General features: G+C 41.1%; 29 protein-coding genes. 26 read left to right on the top strand and 3 right to left on the bottom strand.

Annotated elements, in window-relative coordinates; genetic code table 11:
• Window positions 1–45: 45 nt before the first annotated feature.
• Window positions 46–195, bottom strand: a complete 150-nt coding sequence (locus tag IEV18_RS00635; RefSeq protein WP_188390429.1) for a sporulation histidine kinase inhibitor Sda — start codon at window positions 193–195, stop codon at window positions 46–48.
• A gap of 381 nt (window positions 196–576) precedes the next feature.
• Between IEV18_RS00635 and IEV18_RS00630 the strand changes: the two genes are divergently transcribed.
• The 11 genes from IEV18_RS00630 to IEV18_RS00580 all read left to right on the top strand — a co-directional run bounded on the left by IEV18_RS00630 (window position 577) and on the right by IEV18_RS00580 (window position 9,186).
• The gene (locus IEV18_RS00630; protein WP_188390502.1) at window positions 577–1,080 is read left to right on the top strand and encodes a YqeG family HAD IIIA-type phosphatase; all 504 of its coding nucleotides are present in this window, start codon (window positions 577–579) and stop codon (window positions 1,078–1,080) included.
• A gap of 2 nt (window positions 1,081–1,082) precedes the next feature.
• On the top strand, window positions 1,083–2,183 hold the full coding sequence (yqeH, locus tag IEV18_RS00625) for a ribosome biogenesis GTPase YqeH (RefSeq protein ID WP_188390428.1): 1,101 nt from the start codon (window positions 1,083–1,085) through the stop codon (window positions 2,181–2,183).
• Between the two features lie 13 nt (window positions 2,184–2,196).
• Window positions 2,197–3,036, top strand: coding sequence for a shikimate dehydrogenase (gene aroE, locus IEV18_RS00620; protein ID WP_188390427.1), 840 nt, complete (start codon window positions 2,197–2,199; stop codon window positions 3,034–3,036).
• A gap of 2 nt (window positions 3,037–3,038) precedes the next feature.
• On the top strand, window positions 3,039–3,329 hold the full coding sequence (gene yhbY / locus IEV18_RS00615; protein WP_188390426.1) for a ribosome assembly RNA-binding protein YhbY: 291 nt from the start codon (window positions 3,039–3,041) through the stop codon (window positions 3,327–3,329).
• Window positions 3,330–3,339: 10 nt separating this feature from the next.
• Window positions 3,340–3,906: a nicotinate-nucleotide adenylyltransferase gene (locus IEV18_RS00610; protein WP_188390425.1), complete on the top strand. Its 567-nt coding sequence runs from the start codon at window positions 3,340–3,342 to the stop codon at window positions 3,904–3,906.
• Entirely contained in the window at window positions 3,896–4,483 is a 588-nt protein-coding gene (yqeK, locus tag IEV18_RS00605) for a bis(5'-nucleosyl)-tetraphosphatase (symmetrical) YqeK (protein WP_188390424.1), read from the top strand. The genes IEV18_RS00610 and yqeK overlap by 11 nt, the downstream gene beginning before the upstream one ends.
• Entirely contained in the window at window positions 4,470–4,829 is a 360-nt protein-coding gene (rsfS, locus tag IEV18_RS00600; protein WP_229733503.1) for a ribosome silencing factor, read from the top strand. The genes yqeK and rsfS overlap by 14 nt, the downstream gene beginning before the upstream one ends.
• Before the next feature lie 2 nt (window positions 4,830–4,831).
• Entirely contained in the window at window positions 4,832–5,575 is a 744-nt protein-coding gene (locus IEV18_RS00595) for a class I SAM-dependent DNA methyltransferase (RefSeq protein ID WP_188390422.1), read from the top strand.
• Between the two features lie 111 nt (window positions 5,576–5,686).
• Window positions 5,687–6,271: a helix-hairpin-helix domain-containing protein gene (locus tag IEV18_RS00590; RefSeq protein ID WP_188390421.1), complete on the top strand. Its 585-nt coding sequence runs from the start codon at window positions 5,687–5,689 to the stop codon at window positions 6,269–6,271.
• A 65-nt stretch (window positions 6,272–6,336) separates the two neighbouring features.
• The gene (locus IEV18_RS00585) at window positions 6,337–6,888 is read left to right on the top strand and encodes a ComE operon protein 2 (RefSeq protein ID WP_188390420.1); all 552 of its coding nucleotides are present in this window, start codon (window positions 6,337–6,339) and stop codon (window positions 6,886–6,888) included.
• Window positions 6,889–6,903: 15 nt separating this feature from the next.
• Window positions 6,904–9,186: a DNA internalization-related competence protein ComEC/Rec2 gene (locus tag IEV18_RS00580; protein WP_188390419.1), complete on the top strand. Its 2,283-nt coding sequence runs from the start codon at window positions 6,904–6,906 to the stop codon at window positions 9,184–9,186.
• 90 nt (window positions 9,187–9,276) lie between these two features.
• On the opposite strand, the gene IEV18_RS00575 is transcribed toward IEV18_RS00580, so the two are convergent.
• The gene (locus IEV18_RS00575) at window positions 9,277–9,408 is read right to left on the bottom strand and encodes a YqzM family protein (protein ID WP_188390418.1); all 132 of its coding nucleotides are present in this window, start codon (window positions 9,406–9,408) and stop codon (window positions 9,277–9,279) included.
• Between the two features lie 311 nt (window positions 9,409–9,719).
• On the opposite strand from IEV18_RS00575, the gene holA reads away from it, so the two are divergent.
• Complete coding sequence (gene holA, locus IEV18_RS00570; RefSeq protein WP_188390417.1) at window positions 9,720–10,736, top strand: DNA polymerase III subunit delta; 1,017 nt, start codon at window positions 9,720–9,722, stop codon at window positions 10,734–10,736.
• A 43-nt stretch (window positions 10,737–10,779) separates the two neighbouring features.
• Here the strand turns inward: holA and rpsT are convergent, their stop codons facing one another.
• Entirely contained in the window at window positions 10,780–11,046 is a 267-nt protein-coding gene (gene rpsT, locus IEV18_RS00565) for a 30S ribosomal protein S20 (protein WP_188390416.1), read from the bottom strand.
• A 222-nt stretch (window positions 11,047–11,268) separates the two neighbouring features.
• Between rpsT and gpr the strand changes: the two genes are divergently transcribed.
• From gpr to IEV18_RS00495, 14 genes are all read left to right on the top strand, one after another.
• Entirely contained in the window at window positions 11,269–12,363 is a 1,095-nt protein-coding gene (gpr, locus tag IEV18_RS00560) for a GPR endopeptidase (RefSeq protein ID WP_188390415.1), read from the top strand.
• Between the two features lie 93 nt (window positions 12,364–12,456).
• Complete coding sequence (spoIIP, locus tag IEV18_RS00555; protein WP_188390414.1) at window positions 12,457–13,614, top strand: stage II sporulation protein P; 1,158 nt, start codon at window positions 12,457–12,459, stop codon at window positions 13,612–13,614.
• 11 nt (window positions 13,615–13,625) lie between these two features.
• Entirely contained in the window at window positions 13,626–13,934 is a 309-nt protein-coding gene (locus IEV18_RS00550) for a hypothetical protein (RefSeq protein ID WP_188390413.1), read from the top strand.
• Window positions 13,935–14,061: 127 nt separating this feature from the next.
• On the top strand, window positions 14,062–15,870 hold the full coding sequence (gene lepA / locus IEV18_RS00545; RefSeq protein WP_188390412.1) for a translation elongation factor 4: 1,809 nt from the start codon (window positions 14,062–14,064) through the stop codon (window positions 15,868–15,870).
• Window positions 15,871–15,932: 62 nt separating this feature from the next.
• Window positions 15,933–17,096, top strand: a complete 1,164-nt coding sequence (hemW, locus tag IEV18_RS00540; RefSeq protein WP_188390411.1) for a radical SAM family heme chaperone HemW — start codon at window positions 15,933–15,935, stop codon at window positions 17,094–17,096.
• A 92-nt stretch (window positions 17,097–17,188) separates the two neighbouring features.
• Window positions 17,189–18,217, top strand: coding sequence for a heat-inducible transcriptional repressor HrcA (gene hrcA, locus IEV18_RS00535; protein WP_188390410.1), 1,029 nt, complete (start codon window positions 17,189–17,191; stop codon window positions 18,215–18,217).
• Between the two features lie 72 nt (window positions 18,218–18,289).
• Entirely contained in the window at window positions 18,290–18,895 is a 606-nt protein-coding gene (grpE, locus tag IEV18_RS00530; RefSeq protein WP_188390409.1) for a nucleotide exchange factor GrpE, read from the top strand.
• A gap of 14 nt (window positions 18,896–18,909) precedes the next feature.
• Window positions 18,910–20,751, top strand: a complete 1,842-nt coding sequence (dnaK, locus tag IEV18_RS00525) for a molecular chaperone DnaK (protein ID WP_188390408.1) — start codon at window positions 18,910–18,912, stop codon at window positions 20,749–20,751.
• A 219-nt stretch (window positions 20,752–20,970) separates the two neighbouring features.
• On the top strand, window positions 20,971–22,110 hold the full coding sequence (gene dnaJ, locus IEV18_RS00520; protein WP_188390501.1) for a molecular chaperone DnaJ: 1,140 nt from the start codon (window positions 20,971–20,973) through the stop codon (window positions 22,108–22,110).
• Between the two features lie 27 nt (window positions 22,111–22,137).
• On the top strand, window positions 22,138–23,076 hold the full coding sequence (prmA, locus tag IEV18_RS00515; RefSeq protein ID WP_188390407.1) for a 50S ribosomal protein L11 methyltransferase: 939 nt from the start codon (window positions 22,138–22,140) through the stop codon (window positions 23,074–23,076).
• Between the two features lie 73 nt (window positions 23,077–23,149).
• A complete protein-coding gene (locus tag IEV18_RS00510) occupies window positions 23,150–23,923 on the top strand; it encodes a 16S rRNA (uracil(1498)-N(3))-methyltransferase (RefSeq protein ID WP_188390406.1) in 774 nt (257 codons plus the stop codon).
• The gene (gene deoC / locus IEV18_RS00505; RefSeq protein ID WP_188390405.1) at window positions 23,916–24,572 is read left to right on the top strand and encodes a deoxyribose-phosphate aldolase; all 657 of its coding nucleotides are present in this window, start codon (window positions 23,916–23,918) and stop codon (window positions 24,570–24,572) included. The genes IEV18_RS00510 and deoC overlap by 8 nt, the downstream gene beginning before the upstream one ends.
• A gap of 138 nt (window positions 24,573–24,710) precedes the next feature.
• On the top strand, window positions 24,711–24,887 hold the full coding sequence (rpsU, locus tag IEV18_RS00500; RefSeq protein ID WP_188390404.1) for a 30S ribosomal protein S21: 177 nt from the start codon (window positions 24,711–24,713) through the stop codon (window positions 24,885–24,887).
• Between the two features lie 15 nt (window positions 24,888–24,902).
• Window positions 24,903–25,349, top strand: a complete 447-nt coding sequence (locus tag IEV18_RS00495) for a GatB/YqeY domain-containing protein (RefSeq protein ID WP_188390403.1) — start codon at window positions 24,903–24,905, stop codon at window positions 25,347–25,349.
• Window positions 25,350–25,627: the final 278 nt, after the last annotated feature.

Below are 25,627 nucleotides of genomic sequence, written 5' to 3'. Positions count from 1 at the left end.
ATTAACCCTTATCCTGTGGGATAAGAGCAAAATTTGCTATATATGCTACCTTCCTTGTTTCTTGTTCAAAATTAAGTGGGATAACGACCTTCTATGAATCTCGTCTTCAATTAAGGATATAAAATCAGGGCTAAGCTTTAAGCGGGTTGCCGTGAAATAGGACTCGATGAGCAAATCATCGGATAAGTGTTCCATCCTTGCGCCCTCCTAAAAATTTTTAAATTCTAACTCAAAACAAGTTATTTATAATTTAACATGATTCAAATTAATGGACAAGATTCAACTTATCTACACTCGCTTGTAGATAAGTTGTGTATAAAATGTCTAAAATGCTCTAAAAATCGCAAATCTATCGTGTTGATAATGTGAATAAACTTATCCACAACTCAAAAAATATCGAGAAATGTCGAACGATTTTCAAGAAAAACAGTCATTTTCTATAAAAATGAAACATAAAATAGTCCCTTTTCCAACTGCAACTGAATTTAGCTAAAGCTTTTCTTTACTCCCATTCTATTGTAGGATTAGAATTGTATAATTGTCATTAGTCTAGAGGTGTAACGATTGAAGAATCTGATGTTGCCAAATGAATTTGCCAAAAGTATTTTTGAAATTACGCCAGAAAAATTACATAATGAAGGCATTCGGGGAATTATTACCGATCTCGATAATACATTAGTGCCTTGGGATATGAAAGAAGCGACACCAGAAGTACAAGACTGGTTTCAGAAAATGAAGGAAAATAATATAAAAGTAACGATTCTTTCCAATAATAATCGGGAAAGAGTAACCTTCTTTGCCGAACCGCTAAAAGCAAAATACGTGTATAGCGCAAAAAAGCCCCTCAGAAAGGCATTTTTAAAGGCGGCAAAAGAAATGGAACTTAAAAAGGAAGAAATTGTCGTCATCGGTGACCAGCTGTTGACCGATGTACTTGGCGGGAATATGGCTGGCTTAAAGACGATATTAGTTGTACCGATTGTCGAAACGGACGGGAAAATTACGAAAATCAATCGAAAAATTGAACGATTTATTTTTAGGCAATTGCGGAAAAAAGGGAAAATCAGCTGGGAGGAATAAATTTGGAAACCATTTTCTGTAATGGATGCGGCATTCAAATACAAACAACAGATCCGGAAAAATTAGGTTATGCACCAAGCAGTTCCCTTAATCGGGATACAATTCTTTGCCAAAGATGTTTCCGTTTAAAACATTATAATGAAATTCAGGATATCTCCATGTCCGATGAAGACTTTATGCAGCTTGTCAGTTCCATTAGTGAACAGGAAGGATTAGTCGTATATATTATCGATATATTTGATGTCAGCGGAAGTTTCATCCCGGGAATTAACCGCATTGTCGGAAACCATCCGATCATACTTGTCGGCAACAAGGTAGATTTATTGCCGAAGTCGGTGAATAAGCAAAAACTAATCCAATGGCTGCGTTCCCAGGCAAAAGAAGCGGGAATAAAGACAGAAGATGTCTTTTTAATTTCCTCCAAAAAAGGATTTGGCATGGACGAACTGGCAGCTTCTATGGAAGCGCACCGCAAAAATAAAAATATCTATATTGTCGGCACAACCAACGTCGGCAAATCGACCTTTATTAATCGGCTGATTCAAAGGTCTACTGGAGATAAAGATGTCATAACGACATCCTATTTTCCCGGGACAACTTTAGGCTTCATCAAGATTCCTCTGGATGATGCCAGTGCAATCATCGACACCCCGGGGATTATTAATAAGCAGCAAATTGTTCATTATCTGTCAGAAGAGGACTTAAAAATTATCACACCAAAGAAAGAAATTAAGCCGAAGGTGTATCAGCTCAACTCGCAACAGACGCTGTTTTTTGGAGGTTTGGCCCGGATTGACTTTTTAAAAGGAGAAAGGCAATCTTTCGTCTGTTATTTTTCCAACGATTTGAACATCCACCGGACAAAACTGGAAAAAGCAGATGAATTATATGAAAATCATGTTACGAAACTGCTTTCACCGCCTAATGAATTGACACTAAAACAATTGCCGCCGCTGGAAGAGAGGACGTTTCGCATTGGGGAAGAAAAGACGGATATCGTTTTTCCCGGACTCGGTTGGGTCAGCCTTTCAGGAAGTGCATTAACAGTGCGAGTCTTTAGCCCGAAAGGTGTTCCGGCAATTATTAGAAAATCGATTATTTAGGGAGAGGAAAAGAATGAAATTTCAATTAATAGGTTACCCGATTCAGCATTCCTTGTCTCCATGGATACATGGAGAGTTTTTGAGAAAGGCTAAGATGGAAGGGAACTATACGATTAACGAAATAAAACGAAAAGAAGACCTCCCTTTCCAGCTGGAGGAGATGAAAGAAAAGGGCGTTACCGGTTTTAATGTGACAGCACCATACAAACAGGCTATTATCCCATATCTCGATGAATTGGATATTGCCGCTCGTGAGATTGGGGCAGTGAATACCGTTCATTTAAAAAGCGGCAGATGGATAGGGTATAATACGGATGGTTTGGGATATGTCCGTTCGTTAAAGGTGAAATATCCGGAAGAGATGGCGGACCATTCATTAAAGATTCTGCTTATCGGTGCCGGCGGTGCTGCAAGAGGAATTTTTTACGCTCTCTCCTCCGAAGGGTATCAGCATATTGATATTGCCAATCGTACTGCAGAAAAAGCAGAGGAGATTGCAAAACTAGGAAAATCATGGACTGTTTCCAATGTATATACTTTGGAAAAAGCAGAGCAAAAGCTGAATCAGTATGATTTAATCATCCAGACGACTTCCGTTGGGATGAAGCCTGAAGCAGACCAGGCAATTTTTTCGATTTCCTCGCTAAAACCGGGAACCATTGTGAGCGATATCGTTTATCAGCCCATTTTAACCCGATTTTTGCAGATGGCAATGGAGAATAAGGCGAAAGTCCATTACGGCCATACGATGCTTTTATATCAGGCCCAATTAGCCTTTGAAATTTGGACAGGAATTACCGTCTCCCTGGATGACATGGATGAACAACTGCAACGTATTTTGGAAGGAAGATGAACATGCTAACTGGAAAGCAAAAACGATTTCTGCGGTCGGAAGCACATCATTTAAAGCCGATATTTCAAGTAGGAAAAGATGGCGTCAATGAGAATATGATTAAGCAAATCGGAGATGCCCTGGAAAAACGAGAATTGTTAAAGGTGAGCGTGTTGCAAAACTGTTTGGAAGATAAACATACGGTAGCAGAACAGCTTGCTTTCGGCACTTCCAGTGAAGTTGTGCAAATTATTGGAAATAATATCGTCTTATATAAAGAATCGAAGGAAAACAAAAGGATTGAATTGCCATAAGGAGAAGGACATGAGAAAGATCGGCATACTTGGAGGAACCTTTGACCCGCCCCATATCGGCCACCTTATCATAGCAGAGGAAGTGCGCATCGCATTAAAATTGGAGGAAATCTGGTTTATCCCTACGTATACTCCTCCCCATAAGGAGGAGGCAAAAACTACTGCCAGAGACCGTGTGCAAATGACAGAAATTGCCATTTCAGCAAATCCACATTTTCGCCTGCAAACCGTCGAAGTGGAACGGTCCGGCAAGTCGTATACGATTGATACGATCAAACAATTTCGCAACGAATTTCCGGATGTTGATTTTTATTTCATAATCGGTGCGGATATGGTAGAATATTTGCCCCATTGGCATCGAATTGAAGAGCTGGTTCAGCTTGTAAAATTCGTCGGTGTAAAGCGGTCGGGTTACGAACTAAAGACAACTTATCCTTTTATTGAAGTGGAAATTCCGGCAATTGATATTTCATCGTCTCTTTTGAGGGAAAGACTGCGGAACGGGATAGAGTCCCGCTATCTCATTCCCGATTCAGTTTATGCGTATATAAGGGAGAAGGGGTTATATGAAGCGTGAAGAAGCGATCGGCATTGTAAAAAAATATTTGCCGGAGAAACGTTTACAGCATACACTACGAGTAGCGGATACTGCTGCACTCCTGGCTGACAAATATTTTGCCGACAAAGAAAAGGCAGTTCTTGCAGCAATTTTCCATGATTATTGCAAATATCGGCCATTGGAGGAAATGAAGCGGTGTATTATTGAAAGTGATTTGCCGAAAGATTTGCTGGAATATCATCCCGAATTGTGGCATGGTCCTGTTGCTGCAGTTTTAATCGCCCGGGAGCACGGAATTCAGGATAGAGAAATCCGGCTGGCGATTCAGTATCATACGACGGGAAGGGCACATATGTCCTTATTGGAAATGATTGTTTTTTTGGCGGACTATATTGAGCCTGGAAGGAATTTTCCCGGTGTAGAGGAAGTCCGTGCGATGGCAGAAAAAGACATAATTCAGGCTTGTCATCAAGCCTCAAAAAATACGATACAACATTTAATGCGTAAGGGTGAGCCTATCTACCCGGATACATTTTATGCATATAATGATCTTACAAAACGATTAAATGGAGGTAGTGTATTTGGTAGAAAATAAAAAAATCGTTCAGCTTGCAGCGGAAGCATGTGACGATAAGCTTGCGGAAGACATTATTGCTTTAGATATGAAAAACGTTTCCCTAATCGCAGATTATTTCCTTATTTGCCACGGCAACAATGAACGGCAAGTGCAATCGATTGCAAAGGAAATAAAAGACCGCCTGGAAGAAGAGGGCATCCATGTGAAGAGAATGGAAGGTTTTGAACAGGCGAGATGGGTATTAGTTGATATTGGTGATGTAGTATGTCACATTTTCCATAAAGATGAGCGGAATTACTATAATTTGGAACGGCTTTGGGGAGACGCTGCCCGCATTCCGTTACAAATCGGAATGGAAGGATAAGCATGGCGTACTACCAATTAGCGTCTGTCTATGACCGTTTTATGAAGGAAGCCCCGTACAGCCGCTGGGTCGACTTCACGAAGGCAATCATTGGGAACAGGCCTTATCTTCGTATTGCCGATTTAGGCTGCGGCACCGGCGAAATCGCTATTCGTCTTGCAAAAGAAGGCTATCATGTGACAGGTGTAGATTCGTCACGTGATATGCTTACCGTCGCTGATCAAAAAGCCTATGATGAAAAAGTGGATATCCAGTGGGTTTGCCAAGATATTCGGGAGCTCAACGGCTTGGAGAACATCGATGTATGTGTCAGCTACTGTGACGTGATAAACTACATAACGGAAGAAAAGGATTTAGCCGTTGTGTTTGACCGGGTATATGCTTCCCTTGCGAGGGAAGGTTTATTTATGTTCGATATCCATTCGCTAGATCATGTCAGTAACCATTATATCAATCATACTTTTGCCGATGTGATGGAGGATGTATCCTACATTTGGTTTTGTCGTGAAGGCGCTGAGCCGGGGGAAATGTTTCATGACCTTACGATTTTTGTGAAGGATGGTGCCTTATATCAGCGATTTGATGAAATCCATCATCAGCGGACTTATCCTGTACATTTTTATGAACGCTTGCTGGAAAAAGCCGGGTTTCAAAATATATCGGTATATTATGATTTTTCATTAACGAAGGAGCCTGCGCAAACACCAGAGAGAATTTTCTTTGTTGCAGAAAAAATACCGGAGTAATACTCCGGTATTTTTTTATGAAAAGAAGGGTTTTGTGAATTTTTGTCGAATTGAAATATCACCTTGCTATATCCCCCTTTCCTTCCCCGACAAGGAGTGGAGATGCCTCAGATGATACACCTCGTAAAACAGTATTCCGTCTATTTTATTCTGGGAATAGCATTAATTATCCTTTTTCTGTTGCTGCCCGAAAAGGAAAAGGACATGCATATCGCTTCCATGGAAGAATTGGAATCTCCGGAAGAATTGGAGACCCAATCGGTCGTACCGGAGGAAATTGTTGTTGACGTTAAGGGGGCAGTTCAGTCACCGGGTATTTATATAACTGACAGCAATGCCCGAATTCATGACGTAATTGAAATGGCGGGAGGCTTGACAGAAGATGCGGATGCAAATCAAGTGAATTTTGCCCAAAGGGTACAGGACGAGATGGTGATTTTTGTCCCGACAAAAGATGCAGCTGTGGAGATAGCTGCGGGGAATAGTTTTACCCAAGCGGATGGGAAAATAAAAATAAACTATGCGACGAAGGAAGAAATTGAAACCCTTCCCGGCATTGGCCCGGCCAAGGCAGAGGCGATTATTCAATATCGGGAAGAAAACGGTTTTTTTCAATCCCCGGAAGATTTATTAAACGTATCCGGAATTGGCGAAAAAACATTGGAAAAATTGAAAGACGAGATTCAAGTGCCCTAAGCGAACATTGACGAAATTTGTCTAATACAGGTAAACTAATAGAAAGGAAAAGGGGGAATAGCACGATGCAAAGAATTTCGTGGGACCAGTATTTTATGGCCCAAAGCCATTTATTGGCGCTTCGTTCAACGTGTACAAGATTAATGGTCGGCGCAACGATTGTTCGTGATAAACGGATTATTGCGGGGGGATATAATGGCAGCGTTTCTGGAAGTGTTCATTGTGTTGACGAAGGCTGTTATATGATTGACGGCCATTGCGTCCGCACTGTTCATGCCGAAGCCAACGCCCTTTTGCAATGTGCCAAATTTGGGGTACCCACAGACGGAGCCGAACTATACGTTACCCATTATCCGTGTTTGCAATGTTCGAAGCAAATCATTCAGGCTGGAATTAAAACGGTCTACTATGCTGAAGATTATCGCAACCACGAGTATGCGATTCAATTATTCAAAGAAGCGGGCGTGGAAACGAAGAAAGTGCCATTGAAATACTTAACCTTTGAAATGAACGGCCAAGAAAAGAAAGCATTTGTCAAGGAATTGCTTGATAAAGTTCCGGCAGGTGATGCCGAATTACTGAAGAAAAAAGCCGACGAGTTATTTAACATGCAATAATAGGGTGTATGCCAGTTGAAAGGATATATGCATATCGTAGCGTTTAGTACGATTGCTTCCTTGTTGTCACATTATTATGGCAATATTCTCTTTAGCGCACTTTATATTTTATGGATCGGTTTTTTATATTGGAACAGGAGGTTAGGAAAACAAGTTTTATTGTGCTCCGCCGCCTCCCTCCTCTTTTTCTTCTTCTATTTTCCTCCCCTCTACGAGAAAACTTCCATAAGTGAACCACACTCGGAAAAATACGCTGGTCAAGGAGAGATAATTAAGCCTCCAAATATTTCCGACAAAAGGATTGAATTTATCCTGAAAGAAAAGGATAGCGGCCGCCTATTGCTCGTCCTTTATTTCCATTCCGAAGACCAGATGGATAACAAGCAACTTAGTAAACTGAAACACGGTGCTTTATGCATGCTGGAAGGAGTAAGCGAACATCCCCAATCAAGCAGAAATCCGGGTCAATTTGATTACCGTAAATATTTATATACAAAAAATATATCCAACCAGGTAATCATTGCGTCATTGGATGACATCGTCTGTAAAGGGGAAAGTTTCTGGCACCGATTTTATCAGCTAAGGAATTTTCTGATTAACCATATAGAATCAATTTACGATCCGTACACCGCATCCTGGGCAAATTCCCTCGTATTCGGTGATGACTCCAAGCTGGATAAAGAGATCGTCCAATTGCTGCAGCGGTGGGGGTTGTCCCACCTTATCGCCATTTCCGGTACCCACGTCGGAATCCTTATTGCCTTTCTTTATTTCGTTCTGAGAAAAGGGGGAGTCGTGACAAAGGAAAAATTGCGGCAAATACTGATCTTTTTTCTTCCTTTCTACGCGTTTTTGGCGGGAGGGGATCCTCCAGTCCTTAGGGCATGTTTTATGGTCATCGTCTTTCTCTTCGTGCAGAAATGGCAGCTAAAGTTTCCGCCCCTCGATGTGCTGTCATTAATTTATTTGTTCTTCCTTCTATATAACCCGTATTTTATTTTCCATGTCGGTTTTCAATTATCCTTTTTAGTTACCTTTGGTCTCGTCCTGGCAAGGAATTGGCTTTTTCAAGTCCCAAACACTTTTATGCAGCTGCTCCGAATTAGTTTTGTATCCCAAATGGTGATTATTCCGCTTCAGTTACACTATTTTACAATTTTTGAACCTTTATCCATATTGCTAAATGTCATCATCGTCCCGTATTTTTCCCTTTTTGTCATACCATTCATGTATATCCTCGTTATCCTGTCCCTTTGTTTCCCGCTCCCGAAAATAGGCATGCTATTTTCTTTCATCCATGAAAAAATCGTTTCGATAATTTTTCTTACCGATCAATATTTCCGTCATCCGTTTTTAGCGGACGACATCCCGTTCCTATGGATTGGTTTATACTACATCGTTTTTTACTTATTAATGAAAAAGCTGATAGAAATAAAAAGAAAACAAGCGTTTGGGTATGGAATGATATTAACCGGCTGGTTTATTCTTATTGCTGTTCACCCATATTTTTCTCCGACAGGAAAGGTGACTATGCTGGATATTGGGCAAGGGGATGCATTCGTTATCGAATTGCCTTACCGGAAAGGCGTTATCATGGTCGATGCGGGAACACGTTATGATTATGCAAAAGAGAGGCCGTCCGAACATATTTATGAACAGATTATTAAGCCCTTTCTTTACGCGAGCGGGATTAAACGAATCGACAGTCTCGTCATTACCCATGAAGATTTAGACCATAACGGAAGCATGCCGTTTATGATTAAGGATGGAATGGTAGACCAAATTATTATCAGCAATTATTATGACGTGACAGAAGAGGAAAGAAAATTGTGGAAAGAACATGGGATTGAGGTAACAAGGGTAGGAGAGGGGGATGTTCTGTCCATCGGCGGCCAACAGATTTTTGTTTTAGGACCGGAAAAAGATTATGCATCTTCCAATGGTAATTCGCTTATATTATTTACGACATTCGGTGAATATAGCTGGTTATTTACCGGTGATATCGAACAGGAGCAGGAAATGGCACTCCTTCATCGCTATCCGAATTTGAATGTAGATGTGTTAAAGGTAGCCCACCATGGCAGTGCAACGTCCACCGCTGAAACATTTCTCCAGCAAATTAATCCGGAAATTGCCCTCATATCGGTTGGAGAAAATAATCCTTTTCACCATCCGTCCCCGGATGTCATCGCCCGTCTCCAGAATAAAGAGATCGAAATACTGCGGACAGACGAGCACGGTGCCGTCCAATTTATCTTTGGCGAACGCAGTGGAACGTTTTTCACGTATTTGCCATAAGATAGTAACAAAAGAAGAACGGAAATCTTGAGAAAAATTTGACCCTTACCTCGCCGGTAAGGGTCAAAAAAATCAGCATTGCATATGTAATTAGCCGTTTAAAACACTTATCGTCACACCGATAAAAAAGATCAATACGAAGAATATGAATGAAAAACTGAAACCTTTAATGGAATCAACGACGTCGTTCGTTTTTTGTACATCTTTTTCGAATTCGTTCACAAGTATCCCTCCTATTTCATGACTAGTATATAGGAAATATTAAAAAAAATCCACTTCTGTAAGAAATTTGTCATAAAAAATATAGAAACCCAAATTTAGCAACACTTTACATCTATAGTTTTATTCCTTCGACACAATCTAATAACAAACATCGTTTAACATATAGTTTCTAGAGCTATATGTTAAACGTTTATATAGATACTCGGAGGGACAGATATTAGAAAACCCCTCCGTTTTTATTGTTGCTAATTTTTGCCGAAAAAATTACCATAAAGTTGGGGTATTGAATTGAATGATTACGGAGTGATAACGTGTCTTACATAAAAATCGTGAATGACATTAAAAAAGGGAAAGTGGATCCGGTTTATTTCGTCTATGGAACGGAACAATATTTTATTGACCATATAAAAAAGGTCATTGCCGAAAAAGCAGCAGGCGGAGAAAAGGATAATATTTCATTTTTTGATTTAGAAGAAATCCCTGTCCAGGAAGTTATCCAAGATGTAGAAACCTTCCCGTTTTTTGGCGAGCGCAAAGTTGTTTTTGCGTCTAATCCGGTTTTTTTAAAGGCGAAAATGGACAAGCTTCCCTTCGAGCATGATGTATCTCTATTGGAACAGTATGTAGCAAATCCGGCAGATTATTCTGTCCTCGTCTTGGTTGCTCCTTATGAAAAAGTCGATGAGCGGAAAAAAGTTGCTAAAGTATTGAAAAAATATGCTACAGTCGTACCTTGCCAACCGGTGAAAGAAAAGGAAATTGGGGATTGGATCAGCAGTATTGCAGAAGAGCTGCATATTACGGTGACCGAGGACGCCCGTGAGGTGCTGGAAACCGAGTTGGCCGAGAATCTCCAGCTTTTGGAGGAAGAATTAAAAAAATTTGCCCTCTTCGTCGGGGAAGGCGGACTCGTAACAAGGGAAGTGGTTGGGCAGCTCCTTTCCCAAACAGCAAACAGCACTTCATTGCGCCTTGCGGATGCGGTGATGGGAAGAAACTTGGCTGAGGCGATTCGTATTTTTAAAGATTTGGAAAAATTAAAAGAGGATCCGATATCGCTAATCGGTTTGTTAGCTTTTCAATTTAGAACGATATTACGGGTGAAGCTGCTGCGACAAAAGGGCTATACCCAATATCAGATACAAAAGCAATTAAAATTGCATCCGTACGTTGTCAAAATTGCGATGAACCGGGAAAAGCATTTTTCTGTGGAGAAGTTAGAAAACATTATTCACCAAATTGCCGAAACCGATGGAACGATGAAAAGAGGAGAGATGGAAAAAGACTTGGCATTTGAAATGCTGCTGTATAAATTAATTGAGCAATAAGAAAAGCAAGGCGGAGAAACGTCATCGTTCTCCGCCTTTTTCTTTATGCGCCTAAGCTGTTAACTTTTTTTGCTAAACGAGCTTTTTGGCGATTGCCGGTGTTTTTATGGATAATGCCTTTTTGAACTGCTTTGTCAATTTTTTTGATTGTTACTTGCAAGGCAGATTTTGCATTTTCCACGTCATTCGCTTCTACAAATTTTTCTACCTGTTTAATGGCAGTGCGCATATCCGATTTTTGCGATTGGTTTAATGCGCGTTTTTTATCGTTAATTTTCACCCGTTTAATTGCCGATTTAATATTTGCCATGTTGCTTCACCTCCTAGTAAAACTTCCGCGTCAGAATGAATCAGAATAATCATTCCTATATTTTAACATTTGCATAAAGTAACAAATGATATTTTACCAAAGGAAATTATATATTTCAATCATTTTTATGAAACGACCGCAATTATCAGCCGTAAGCTCCTGCATGTTTTTCTCGTTATGGTTCATTCTATTACTAAGTCTAACTGGAAAGGATGGACAACGATGGAAGAGTACAAAGAGTATCAAGTGCGAACCGATTTGGCAGTTGAAGCAAAAGATATGTATGTCGAAGAAAAAACGGCAGAGCCGGGGGAAATAAAAGGAGTTACATTTAAAGATAGAGAAGTGGATGGCATAAAAATTTCCTACGTGGATATTGATGAGGAAGGAGGCAAGCTCCTGCAGAAAAAGCCGGGATCGTATGTCACCATCTATGCAGACGGAGTGAAAAGACAGGATACAAAACGGCAGGAGAAAGCGGCGAAAATTTTAGCAAAAGAATTGGAACAAATGATACGAAAAAATAATATACCGTCCGATGGCACCGGATTAATCGTCGGTTTAGGAAACTGGAACGTTACTCCAGATGCTCTCGGACCAATGGCGGTTGAAAAGGTGCTTGTTACAAGCCACTTATTTAAGCTGGAATATGAAACGGTAGCGGACGGATACCGGCCTGTTGCCGCCATTGCACCGGGAGTCATGGGAATTACCGGAATGGAAACGAGTGACATCATCTACGGAATTACAGAGAAGCTGCAGCCGGATTTTATTATCGCTGTAGACGCCCTTGCATCGAGGTCGATAGAAAGGATTAATGAAACGATTCAATTATCCGACTCCGGCATTCATCCGGGATCAGGCGTCGGAAATAAACGGAAAGAATTAAGCAAAGAGACGCTAGGTGTTCCTGTATTAGCGATCGGAGTGCCGACAGTCGTTGACGCGGTAACGATTACGAATGATACCATTGACTTTTTATTAAAGCACTTTGGCAGAGAATGGAAAGAAAAGGACAAACCTTCAAAAGCTTTAACACCGGCAGGAATGGTTTTCGGAAAAAAACAGCTGACTGAAGCGGATATGCCTGATGAAGAAAAACGCCAAACCTTTTTGGGCATCGTCGGAACATTATCGGACAACGAGAAACGGCAATTAATTTCCGAAGTGCTGACGCCAATCGGGCATAATTTAATGGTAACCCCGAAAGAAGTGGACAGCTTTATGAAAGATATGGCCAGTTTAATTGCTGAAGGGATTAATGCAGCACTCCATGAGAAAATAGACGTGAGCAATTTTGCTTCTTATACGAGATAATTCTATTAAAAATTTTCTGTAAAAGAATGGTTCTATCTTTTCTTTCCCTTTCATAGATTGGGATAAGAGACTATTAGTAGAAAGGATGGAACCATGGCCTTCAAGCATCCGTACCGGAAACCTTCGCTATGGAAAGGAAGCACGCTATATTTATTCAGTATTGTTATTCTATTTTTTTCCATCGGAATATTTACCTCTATGAAACCTGCTTACCGCATTACTTCCGACGTCATACAATCATGGACAAGTGATATGGACGGAAGTGTGTTTAGTCATATATTGGCAATGGAAAACAAAGCTTTTCAATATGTAATGAAGGAAGAACATGATACGTTAGGCATTGCCTCTTTGTTGTTTGAAGTTGCCACAAGCATTAAGCCGAATGATCCGAGAAGTTTGCTTGGCAATGAAATTCCGGGCTTTTCCATTTATGACCGGAAGATTTTTATCGCAGGCACAGGAACGGATTATACGAATCTTCCCTTTGAATCGTCCCCGCCTTTGGAAGAAGTGTTAAAAGAGCGAGAAGCAGTATTTGAAGAAGAAGAGCTGGAACAGGATGACGGACAGGATGAAGGAAATACTCCGTCAACTGGAGGGCGGGATGTTGTGTTTATTTACAACACCCATAATCGGGAATCATTTCTTCCACACTTGCCTGGAGTCAATGACCCGAATAAAGCCCTTCACCACGAAGTGAACATAACATTAGTGAGCGAACGGCTCGCAAAATCTTTGGAAGCAAAGGGCATCGGCGCACAAGTAGATAAAACAGACTTTGCGAAAAAGTTAAGCGAACGAAATTGGGAGTACTGGCGGTCCTATGAAGTGTCAAGGGAATCTGTCGTTGCAGCGTTTAACAATAATAAAGATTTACAATATGTATTTGACCTTCACCGGGACGGACTTGGCAAAAAACATACAACGGCAGAAATTAACGGGGAAAGTTATGCAAAGATTATGTTTGTCATCGGGGAAGACCATCCGAATATGGAAAAAAATCTTGAATTGGCGACAGAACTTCATTATTTGGTGGAAGAAAAATATCCTGGACTAAGCCGGGGAGTTATACCACAAGGCGGTTCCGGCAATAATGGTGTCTATAATCAAGATTTATCCGAACATGCGCTCCTCATTGAGATCGGCGGCGTTGAAAATCATTTAAATGAATTGTACCGGACGGCAGATGCACTGGCAGAAGTGTTTAGCGACTATTATTGGGATGCGGAAGAAGTGGATGCAAATCCATAGGAGGAATATTTATGGTGAGAGGATTTATTATATTGCTTTTCATGGTCATATTCTTTCTCGCTGGAGCGGTATATGGCATGAAGGAGACGAAAGGTGTGGAAGAAAAACCAATAACTGAAGATACACCTGTTTCAGTAATTGTTGAAGAAGGCGAGAATGCTGTTCAAGAGGATCCTCTTCAGGAGGAGGATATAGAGGAGTTGCTTCCAACGGAACCGACACTTGCGGAAAAAACGGCTTCTGCTCTCGAAGCAGGAGTACAAGGGTTTTATGAACTGGTCGTCAACATATTGTACGGAATTGCAGCATTGTTTTTCTAAGGAGGGGGAGGCCGCGGCCTTCCTCTTTTTTGTTAATCGTTGAATATCAATAACCCTGTTGTTATAATAAATTTTATGAGTTAACGTAATAATTGCAATAAGACTTGGGTAGGAGTGAAGGACATAAATGGGGAACAAAAATAGAAAGGTACGGAATTTTTCTATTATCGCACATATTGACCACGGTAAATCCACCCTTGCCGACCGAATTCTGGAAAATACGAATACCCTCTCAAAAAGGGAAATGAAAGAGCAAGTATTAGACGGAATGGATTTGGAAAGGGAACGGGGCATTACGATAAAATTAAACGCGGTCCAATTAAAATATACGAGCAAAAATAATGAGGAATACATTTTTCATTTAATTGATACACCAGGCCACGTGGATTTTACATATGAAGTATCGAGGAGCTTAGCTGCCTGTGAAGGTGCCATTTTAGTTGTCGATGCTGCCCAGGGCATCGAAGCACAAACTTTGGCAAACGTCTACCTGGCGATGGAAAATGATCTGGAAATTATTCCCGTTATCAATAAGATTGATCTTCCAAATGCTGACCCGGACAGAGTAAAGCAGGAATTGGAGGATGTATTGGGGATTGACGGGGATGAGGCCATCTTAGCTTCGGCAAAAGCGAACATCGGAATCGAGGAAATTTTAGAAAGGATTGTGGAAGTCGTGCCGGAGCCAGCAGGAGACCCGGATGCGCCGCTGAAAGCGCTGATCTTTGATTCGATGTATGATTCTTATCGCGGGGTTGTCGCCTATGTTTGTATAAAAGAAGGAACATTGAAAGTCGGCGATAAAATCCGCATGATGGCTACAGGAAAAGAATATGAAGTGAATGAAGTTGGAGTATTCACCCCGAAAGCAAGTGCCCGGGAACAATTAACTGTCGGCGATGTCGGTTATATTACCGCGTCCATAAAATCCGTCGGGGATACCCGGGTGGGGGATACGATTACCCATGCCAACCGCCCGGCAGAAGAGGCGCTGCCCGGCTATCGCCGCCTGAATCCAATGGTTTACTGCGGATTATATCCTGTTGATACGAATGATTATAATGACTTGCGGGAAGCGCTGGAGCGGCTGGAATTGAACGATTCGGCGCTGCATTACGAGCCGGAAACTTCCCAGGCGCTAGGTTTTGGATTTCGCTGCGGCTTTTTGGGGCTCTTGCATATGGAAATTATTCAGGAGCGGATTGAAAGGGAATTTAATATTAACTTAATCACGACAGCCCCAAGTGTTATTTTTGAAGTGGAAAAAACTGACGGAGAAGTCATCCGGATCGATAATCCTTCCAAAATGCCGGAACCGCAGCAAATTCAGGAAATTCGTGAGCCATATGTAAAAGCGACAATCATGGTTCCGAATGACTTTGTCGGCAGTGTTATGGAAATATCCCAGAAAAAACGGGGAACGTTTATCGATATGCAATATGTGGATGATATTAGGGTGAATGTGATTTATCACATCCCGCTCGCAGAAATTGTTTATGACTTTTTTGACCAGCTTAAATCCCATACGAAAGGCTATGCGTCTTTTGACTATGAATTAATCGGCTACCAGCCGTCCAAACTGGTGAAAATGGACATTTTGCTTAATGGCGACAAAATTGATGCGCTGTCCTTTATCGTTCATCGGGATTTTGCTTATAACCGCGGAAAACAAATCGTGGAAAAACTGAAGGAACTCATCCCGAGACAACAGTTTGAAGTTCCAGTGCAAGCAGCAATCGGCAACAAAATTATTGCCCGCTCTACGATTAAAGCAGTGAGAAAAGATGTTACGGCCAAATTATACGGCGGAGACATTTCCCGAAAACGGAAACTATTGGAAAAACAAAAAGAAGGGAAAAAGCGGATGAAAATGGTCGGTTCTGTAGAAGTGCCTCAGGAAGCCTTTATGGCCGTATTGCAGATGGATGAAGATTAATACTAGGAAAAAGGAAAAACGGCAATTTGTTTTTCCTTTTTCCATTAAGAAAGGAATCTAACATGGAACAGGTCCAATCGGTATATATTCACATACCTTTTTGCTTAAAAATTTGTCATTATTGTGCTTTTGTCAAATATTTTTATCATGAAAAACTGGCAGATGAATATTTAATTGCACTGGAAAAGGAAATGGATACAAAATTAAAAGGGGAGAAAAATAAAGTACGGACAATCTATATTGGCGGCGGCACACCATCCGCATTAAGTGCGGAACAATTACATTATTTGCTGAAGATTATCAGCCGCAAGTTTGATATAAGTGCCTGCAAAGAATTTACGATCGAAGTAAATCCCGGAGATATTGACGATGAAAAGACAGCCCTTTTAAAACAATACGGAATTTCGCGTATATCCTTTGGCGTACAAACGATGGATGATCAATTATTGGAAGAACTGGGCAGGCGCCATCGGGCCAAGGACGTATACCGGACCGTTGAACTGCTGCAAAAATATCATTTTACGAATATAAGCCTGGATTTAATGTTCGCTTTGCCCCACCAAACGATTGCCAAATTTGAATCGACGCTGGACGAAGTATTCCGTTTCCAGCTTCCCCATTATTCCATTTATGGTTTGCAAATTGAGCCGAAAACTTTATTTTATAAGCAGCACGAGCGGGGCGTGCTCCATCGGCCGACGGAAGAGGAAGAAATCCAAATGTATTCCTTACTTCGGAACAAAATGGAGCAGCATAGGGTAAAGCAGTACGAAATCAGCAATTTTGCCGTACCCGGATTTGAAAGCAAACATAATTTAACGTACTGGTCGAATGATTATTATTACGGTTTTGGCGCCGGGGCGCACGCCTATTATCCGGGTAAACGGGCAGTAAATATTCATGGCTTGCGGGAATATATAAAAAAAGCGATGGAAGACGGAAAGCCTATATTCCAAACGGAAACAATTACAATAAAGGAAAAACTAGAAGAGGAAATGATGCTCGGTCTTAGGAAAATTGCGGGAATAAATAAACATGCATTTAAGGAAAAATTCGGTTTCTCCCTTGAGAGTGTGTATTCCGATCAAATAAAGGAACTGACAGATAGGGGATTGCTTGCAGAAACCGAGAATGTCATCCGCTTAACGGACGAAGGACTGCTCTTAGCCAACAAAGTATCCGAGTATTTTATGCTGACAGATACAGATAAATTGCCGGCTGGATAAAGTTTAAGTTCATTGACAAAAAAATTATGTTTTGTTACTTTATTAGTAGAATTAGCACTCGATGATAACGAGTGCTAACAGGGGTGGTCGCGTTGCTGACGGAAAGACAATTGTTAATACTACAAATGATTATAGATGATTTTATCGAAACGGCGCATCCTGTTGGTTCGCGGGCATTGGCTAAAAAGAAAAATATGCCGTACAGTGCTGCAACGATCCGCAACGAGATGGCTGATTTGGAGGATTTGGGCTTTCTGGAAAAGACCCATTCTTCATCCGGCCGAATACCTTCGGAAAAAGGATACCGTTACTATGTGGATCATCTGATTGCTCCTATTTCAGATAAAAGCAATAAAAAAATTTTAAAGGATATTATTGACCAGGAGATTTACGAGCTGGAGCAAATTGCGCAAATATCTGCCGAAGTTTTATCTGAACTGACCAATTATACGTCCATCATTTTGGAGCCGGAATTGCTCGAAACGAAACTAAAGCAGCTGCAAATTGTCCCGCTTTCATCCCGATCGGCAGTGGCGATCCTTGTAACGGATACTGGACATGTGGAACATCGGACGATGAAAATGAAAAACGACATTGACCCGAGCGATCTGGAAAAGGTCGTCAATATATTAAACGACAAACTCCAAGGTGTGCCGATTGTCCGTTTAGAAGAAGTATTTCAGCGCGAAATCACGAAACTTTTAAAGCAGTACGTTCGTAATTTTGATGAATCCTATGAGTACATTAAAAATATTCTGGCTCACGAACAGCCCGTCAACTTATATATCGGCGGAAAGGCGAATATTTTGCTGCAGCCGGAATTCCGTGATATTAGCAAAATATATTCCTTTCTTACGATGATGGAAAATAAAGAACAGATTGCCGAACTGTTAAAAAATACAAAACATGGGATTGAAGTAACAATTGGCAACGAAAATGAAATTGAGGCCATTAAAGATTTAAGCTTGATTACAACGACCTATCATTTCGGCGAAGGACAGGTGGGAACAATCGCCTTGCTCGGTCCGACAAGAATGGAATACAGAAAGGTGATTTCCCTTTTATCCAGTTTATCGAAAGAAATGTCAGATGTTTTACACAAGTATTTCCCGTCCTCATAGGGATTTATGTGGTAAGGAGGCTTACCTTACCACTTTTTCAAGTTACATAACTATTTTCTGGAGGTGGAATTCGTGGAAGAAAAAGACATAACGAATGATGAAGCAAAACATGAAGCAGGAACAGAAGAAGCAAATGCAGCTGAAGAAAAGCCTGAAAATGACAATAACGAAGTCGAAGCAAAAGATAAACAAGAAGAAACAGCAAAGGAAGCAGAAGAAATTGCTGAGCTGAAGGCAAGTTTAGAAAAAACAACAAAGGAAAAAGAAGAATTTTATGAAAGACTATTGCGATTGCAAGCCGAATTCGATAATTATAAAAAGAGAACATTAAAGGAAAAACAAGCAGATCAAAAATACAAGGCGCAAGAGCTGGTAACTGCGCTGCTTCCAGTTTTGGATAATTTTGAACGGGCACTCCAAGTAAAGGCTACGGAAGAAACAAAGAGCTTGCTTGACGGTATTACAATGGTGTATCGTCAGTTTCTTGATGCGCTTAAAGAACAAGGTGTATCGGTTATCGAATCCGTCGGAAAAGAGTTTGACCCGAATTTCCACCATGCCGTCATGCAGGCAGAAGTGGAAGATAAGCCATCGAATACGGTAATCGAAGAATTGCAAAAAGGGTACATGTTAAAAGATCGAGTTATCAGGCCAGCAATGGTTAAAGTAAACAAATAACAGGAGGAATTGTTATGGGTAAAATAATTGGAATTGATTTAGGTACAACAAATTCTTGTGTTTCGGTAATGGAAGGCGGAGAACCTGTCGTTATTACAAACCCGGAAGGAAACCGGACAACGCCATCCGTTGTGGCGTTTAAAAACGGTGAGCGGCAAGTTGGTGAAGTTGCCAAACGGCAGGCGATTACAAACCCGAATACGATTCAATCGATTAAACGCCATATGGGTACCGATTATAAAGTAAACGTGGAAGGCAAAGAGTATACCCCACAAGAAATTTCCGCGATTATTTTGCAGTATTTAAAATCCTATGCGGAAGATTATCTTGGCGAAAAGGTGGATAAAGCAGTTATTACCGTTCCAGCCTATTTTAACGATGCCGAGCGGCAGGCAACTAAGGATGCCGGAAAAATTGCAGGGCTGGAAGTGGAACGGATAATTAATGAACCAACAGCTGCTGCCCTTGCATATGGTATTGATAAGGAAACGGAAGATCAGACCATTCTCGTCTATGACCTGGGCGGAGGTACTTTTGACGTTTCCATATTAGATATTGGTGACGGCACCTTTGAAGTTATCGCCACGGCAGGAGACAACCGCCTTGGCGGAGATGATTTTGACCAAGTTATTATTGACTATTTAGTGCAAGAATTTAAAAAGGAAAACGGCATTGACTTAGCCAACGATAAAATGGCAATGCAGCGTTTGAAAGATGCCGCGGAGAAAGCGAAAAAAGAATTGTCCGGCGTGACCCAAACGCAAATTTCTCTTCCGTTTATTACAGCCGGGGAAGCAGGACCGCTCCACTTGGAAATGAACTTGACCCGGGCTAAATTTGAAGAATTATCATCCGAACTGGTGGACCGGACGATGGGGCCGGTAAGACGGGCTTTATCCGATGCCGGATATACTCCGAATGATATCGACAAAGTATTGCTCGTTGGAGGATCTACCCGTATTCCGGCAGTACAGGAAGCCATCAAACGTGAACTAGGAAAAGAACCTTCAAAAGGTGTAAATCCGGATGAAGTAGTTGCACTTGGAGCAGCGATTCAAGGCGGAGTACTTCAAGGTGATGTGAAAGATGTTCTATTGCTTGACGTAACGCCGTTATCATTAGGAATCGAAACGATGGGCGGAGTATTTACAAAGCTGATTGAACGGAATACAACAATTCCAACGAGCCATTCGCAAATTTTCTCTACAGCAGCAGACAACCAGACTGCAGTAGATATTCACGTATTGCAGGGCGAACGGGAAATGGCTGCAGATAATAAGACATTAGGCCGTTTCCAGCTGACTGATATTCCTCCAGCTCCTCGTGGAGTACCGAAAATTGAAGTTACTTTCGATATTGATGCCAATGGTATTGTAAATGTTCGGGCAAAAGATTTAGGAACGAACAAAGAACAATCGATTACAATCCAATCGTCCTCCGGCTTATCCGATGAAGAAATCGATCGGATGATTAAAGAAGCGGAAGCGAATGCGGAAGCAGATAAGAAACGCCGGGAAGAAGCGGAATTGCGCAACGAAGCTGACCAGCTTGTCTTTACGACAGAAAAAACGTTGAAGGATTTAGGCGATAAAGTAACAGCTGATGAAAAACAAAAGGCAGAATCATTAAAAGATGAGCTGAAAAAAGCTTTGGAATCCAATAATATCGATGAGATAAAAGCGAAGAAAGAAGCATTGCAGGAACATGTACAGCAGCTGACGGTGAAATTATATCAGCAGGTGCAAAGTGCTCAACAGGCTGGACCGCAAGAAGAACAGAACAATACGAAAGCAAAGGCCGATGATGATGTCGTTGATGCGGATTATCAAGAAGTCGATGACGATGAGAAAAAATAAATTCGTTCGCTGATATTTTAATATAGGTAAAATGGTCAAAGTCAAAGTCAGGTATTTCTTGACTTTGACTTTTTTCACGAATTGTTTGCATTCTTAAAGAATGATACCGTTCCTTTGCAAATGGTGCCGCTGTCTGGCTTGCGGAAACGATTGGTTGCCTCTAAAAGCGGGTTAGTGATAATATTAAACGTATGCTAGTGTCGGGAGAGTGATTTGTCAGTGAGTAAACGGGATTATTATGAAGTGCTCGGAATATCCAAAGATGCAACAAAAGAAGAAATAAAAAGAGCTTATCGCAAATTAGCCAGAAAATATCATCCGGATGTGAACAAAGAGCCGGATGCTGCCGAAAAATTTAAAGAAGTAAAAGAGGCTTATGAAGTGCTGAGTGACGATAATAAACGGGCCCAATACGACCAATTTGGCCATGCCGGAGCAAACTCCCAAGGTTTTGACGGTTTCGGCGGATTTGGCGGAGCAGATGATTTTGGCGGCTTCGGCGATATTTTTGATATGTTTTTTGGCGGCGGAGGAAGACGGCGTGATCCTAATGCCCCTAGACAAGGAGCCGATTTGCAATATACGCTCACGTTGGAATTCGAGGAAGCTATTTTTGGAAAAGATACAGAAATTCGGATTCCAACCGAAGAATCGTGCTCCACCTGCCATGGTTCCGGCGCAAAGCCGGGAACGAACCCGGAAACATGTACCTACTGTCACGGTACCGGTCAATTAAGTCAGGAACAAACGACGCCATTTGGGAAAATTGTTAATCGGAGAGTATGTCATTACTGTCAAGGGACAGGAAAGATTATCCGCAATAAATGTTCGACGTGCGGCGGCTCCGGAAAGGTGAAAAAATTCAAAACGATTCAAATCAATGTGCCGGCTGGAATTGATGACGGACAAAAAATTCGCATTGCAGGGAAAGGGGAACCAGGCATAAACGGCGGTCCTGCGGGGGACTTGTACGTAGTCATCCGTGTGAAACCCCATGACTTTTTCGAGCGGGAAGGGGACCATATTTACTGTGAATTGCCAATCCACTTTACCCAGGCAGCATTAGGAGATGAAATCGAAGTTCCGACGGTCCACGGAAAAGTAAAGCTGAAAATACCAGCAGGAACACAAACGGGAAAAATGTTTCGTCTGAGAGGAAAAGGAGCGCCTAATGTCAGAGGAAGAGGCACGGGGGATCAAATCGTTAAAGTCCGTATCGTCACGCCAACGAAATTAAGCGAAAAACAAAAACAGCTGTTACGCGAGTTTCATCAATTAAGCGGCAATAGTACGCTCGACGAAGAAGATAGTTCCATATTTAAGAAATTTAAAAATGCTTTTCGAAGCTCTATGGATTAATCAATTTAGGAAACGGGTGGAATGTTAATGAAATGGACGGAAATTTGCATTTTGACTACACATGAAGCGGTGGAGCCAATTTCAAACATATTGCATGAAACTGGAGCCGGCGGCATTGTCATCGAGGATTCGCTGGAACTGGAGAAAAAACAGCGGTCCCAATACGGCGAAATGTATGAACTGGATCCAAACGACTACCCTGAAGAAGGGGTGCGAATTAAAGCGTATTTGCCTGTGAACAGTTATTTAGGGGAAACGGTGGAACAAATTAAGTCGGCAATCAATAATTTGCTTATTTATGATATTGATTTAGGCAAAAACGAAATTACGCTCAGCGAGGTCAATGAAGAAGATTGGGCTACGTCGTGGAAAAAATATTATAAACCGGTTAAAGTCTCTAACCGAATTACGATTACTCCGTCTTGGGAAGATTATCAGCCGTCAAAGGAAGATGAAATTATTATTGAATTGGATCCGGGAATGGCATTCGGTACCGGGACCCATCCGACGACCGTTTTAAGCCTTCAAGCTTTGGAAAAGCATGTGAAGAACGGGGATATTGTCCTTGACGTTGGCAGCGGTTCTGGCGTGCTTAGCATTGCTTCCGTATTGCTTGGTGCAAACAAAGCATACGCTTTTGATTTGGATGAAATCGCAGTTAAAAGCACGAAAATCAATGCGAAATTAAATCATTTAGGGGATAAAATCATAGCAAAACAGAACAATTTGCTCGATCACGTGGATATTCAGGCGAATATTATCGTTTCCAATATTTTAGCTGAAATTATCGTCCGCTTTGTTGACGACGCATGGAACTTGCTTGTAAAAGGCGGACTCTTTATTACTTCAGGAATAATCCAAAACAAGAAAACATTAGTCTTGGAAAAACTGCAGGAACAAGGATTTGAAATTATTGCATTGAGTGAGATGGATGATTGGATTTCCATCGTTGCGAAAAAGAATTAGCAGCAAATACATCTGAATCTCCACCCTTTCCATGTTGAAAAGCCGGCAAATATTTTAGAGTAGGTGTTAAATTTTGCAAAGATACTTTATCATGCATCCGCTAAAAGAAAAGAAAGTAAATATTATTGGCGAAGACGTCCATCATATTATTAGAGTGATGCGTTTTAAAAAAGGGGATAAAATTATTTGCAACGACCCGGAAGGAAATGCCAGCATATGTGTCATTACGAATATCACGAAAGACATGGTCGAAGCAGAAGCGGTCGAACCTTTGCTGGAAAACCGGGAAATGCCGGTTCGTGTCACGATTGCTCAAGGATTGCCTAAAGGGGATAAGCTGGATCTGATTATTCAAAAGGGAACGGAACTGGGGGCGTGCGGGTTTATCCCTGTTCAGATGGAGCGGTCCGTTGTTCAATGGGATGCCAAAAAATCCGCAAAGAAGCTTGCTCGCCTTCAAAAAATTGCCAAGGAAGCAAGCGAACAATGTCACCGGAATAAAATTCCGGAAATTTATCAAATGATGAATCTAAAGCAATTGGTTGAAACGAGTGAAGCGTTTGACGTAAAATTGTTTGCCTATGAAGAAGAAGCAAAAGTGAATGTCTATAGTTCCCTTGGAGATATTTTAATGCACGTGAATCTAGAGGATAAAGTCCTTCTCTGCATCGGTCCAGAGGGCGGTTTCAGCGAAAAGGAAGTGAATGAGCTGAAAGAAAGCGGTTTTTTGCCCGTCCGTTTAGGTCCGAGAATACTGCGTGCCGAAACCGCTCCAATTTATGCGTTGTCTGCTATATCTTACCATTTTGAAGAATTACATAATAAAGGAGTACGTTCAGATGGATAATCAATTTGCAAGTTATATTGATCATACGTTATTAAAACCAGAAGCAACTCAAGAAGAAATAGAACAATTAGTAAACGAAGCAAAGGAATATAAGTTTGCTTCTGTATGTGTCAACCCGTACTGGGTTTCCTTTTGTGCTGAAAAATTAAAGGAAACTTCTGTAAAAGTATGCACGGTCATCGGTTTTCCGTTAGGGGCAACGTCTACCGAAACAAAAGTTTTTGAAACGAAACAGGCAGTACAGAACGGTGCCGAAGAAGTCGATATGGTAATTAATATCGGCGAATTAAAAGCAAAAAATGATTCTGCAGTAAAGAAGGATATTGAAGCGGTTGTAAACGCTGCAAAAGGTTCGGCAATAACAAAGGTTATTATTGAGACGTCGCTGCTTTCCGATGAAGAAAAAGTACGGGCATGCCAATTGGCAAAGGAAGCTGGAGCTCATTTTGTAAAAACATCCACTGGTTTCAGCAATGCAGGTGCAACAGTAGAAGATGTGAGATTGATGAGAGAAACCGTTGGACCGGAAATGGGAGTGAAAGCTTCCGGCGGCATTAGAGACTATGAGAAGATGAAAGCGATGATAGATGCTGGCGCAAACCGGATTGGTGCCAGCAGCGGTGTGAAAATCATGCAGAGTTTGCAATAAGGCAAATAAAGTGTCTTATCGAATGAATAACTTGTTGACCGATGAATAGGATTATATTATACTTTAGAGAGGCATATGAAAAGATTCCTATGCCTGGATAATTTTTTGTTTTTGTGCTTCGGAGGGAGGGAAATAAGTATGTCTAACGTAACTCGCGTTCGTAAAAACGAGTCTCTTGAAGATGCTCTTCGTCGCTTTAAACGTAGTGTTTCAAAAAGTGGTACATTAACCGAATACCGCAAGCGTGAATACTATGAAAAACCAAGCGTTCGACGGAAGAAAAAATCGGAAGCTGCTAGAAAACGCAAATATTAAAGAGGGTGCACGGATTTGTCATTAATGGAAAGATTGAACGAAGATATGAAGCAAGCAATGAAGAACAAGGATAAAGAAACCCTTAGCGTCATTCGCATGTTGAAAGCTGCAATCCAAAACGAAATGATAAAACTTGGAAAAGATACTCTATCTGAAGAGGAAGAATTAACAATTCTTTCGCGAGAGTTAAAGCAGCGCAATGATTCCCTCCACGAATTTAAAGCAGCAAAACGCGACGATTTAATTCAAAAGGTTGAAAAAGAGATAACAATTGTAAAAAATTATATGCCTGAACCTCTTTCCGAAGAAGAACTTGCGGAATTTGTAAAACAAGCAATTGAACAGGTAAATGCAACTTCGAAAAAAGATATAGGAAAGGTCATGGGTATATTAATGCCGAAAGTGAAAGGCAAGGCAGACGGCTCTGTCATTAAAGACATGGTTATGCAACAATTGAAATAAACGTTTTAAGGAAAAGACTTTTATCTGATATGGCGATAAAAGTCTTTTCTTATTTTGCATAGTGGCAGTTTCTTACTTTACATGAATGTGTTAGTATCAAATTAGTAAAATAATGCAATACAATTGAAACCTTTTCCCGATTATTATCGTAGTAAAAGGCAACAGGGTAGTGTAAAAAGTTCTATGAAAACTACCCCAAAATAAAAATTCTAACCATTTTGGTTAGAGGAAAACTACCGCCATCGCTCTTGACAAACACGACAATGGTTTCTGTGTAA

Source organism: Compostibacillus humi, from assembly GCF_014637175.1.
Lineage (GTDB): Bacteria > Bacillota > Bacilli > Bacillales > Amphibacillaceae > Oceanobacillus > Oceanobacillus humi.
The sequence above is the reverse complement of the archived record's forward strand: the minus strand, read 5'-3'. Positions and strand labels throughout refer to the sequence as shown.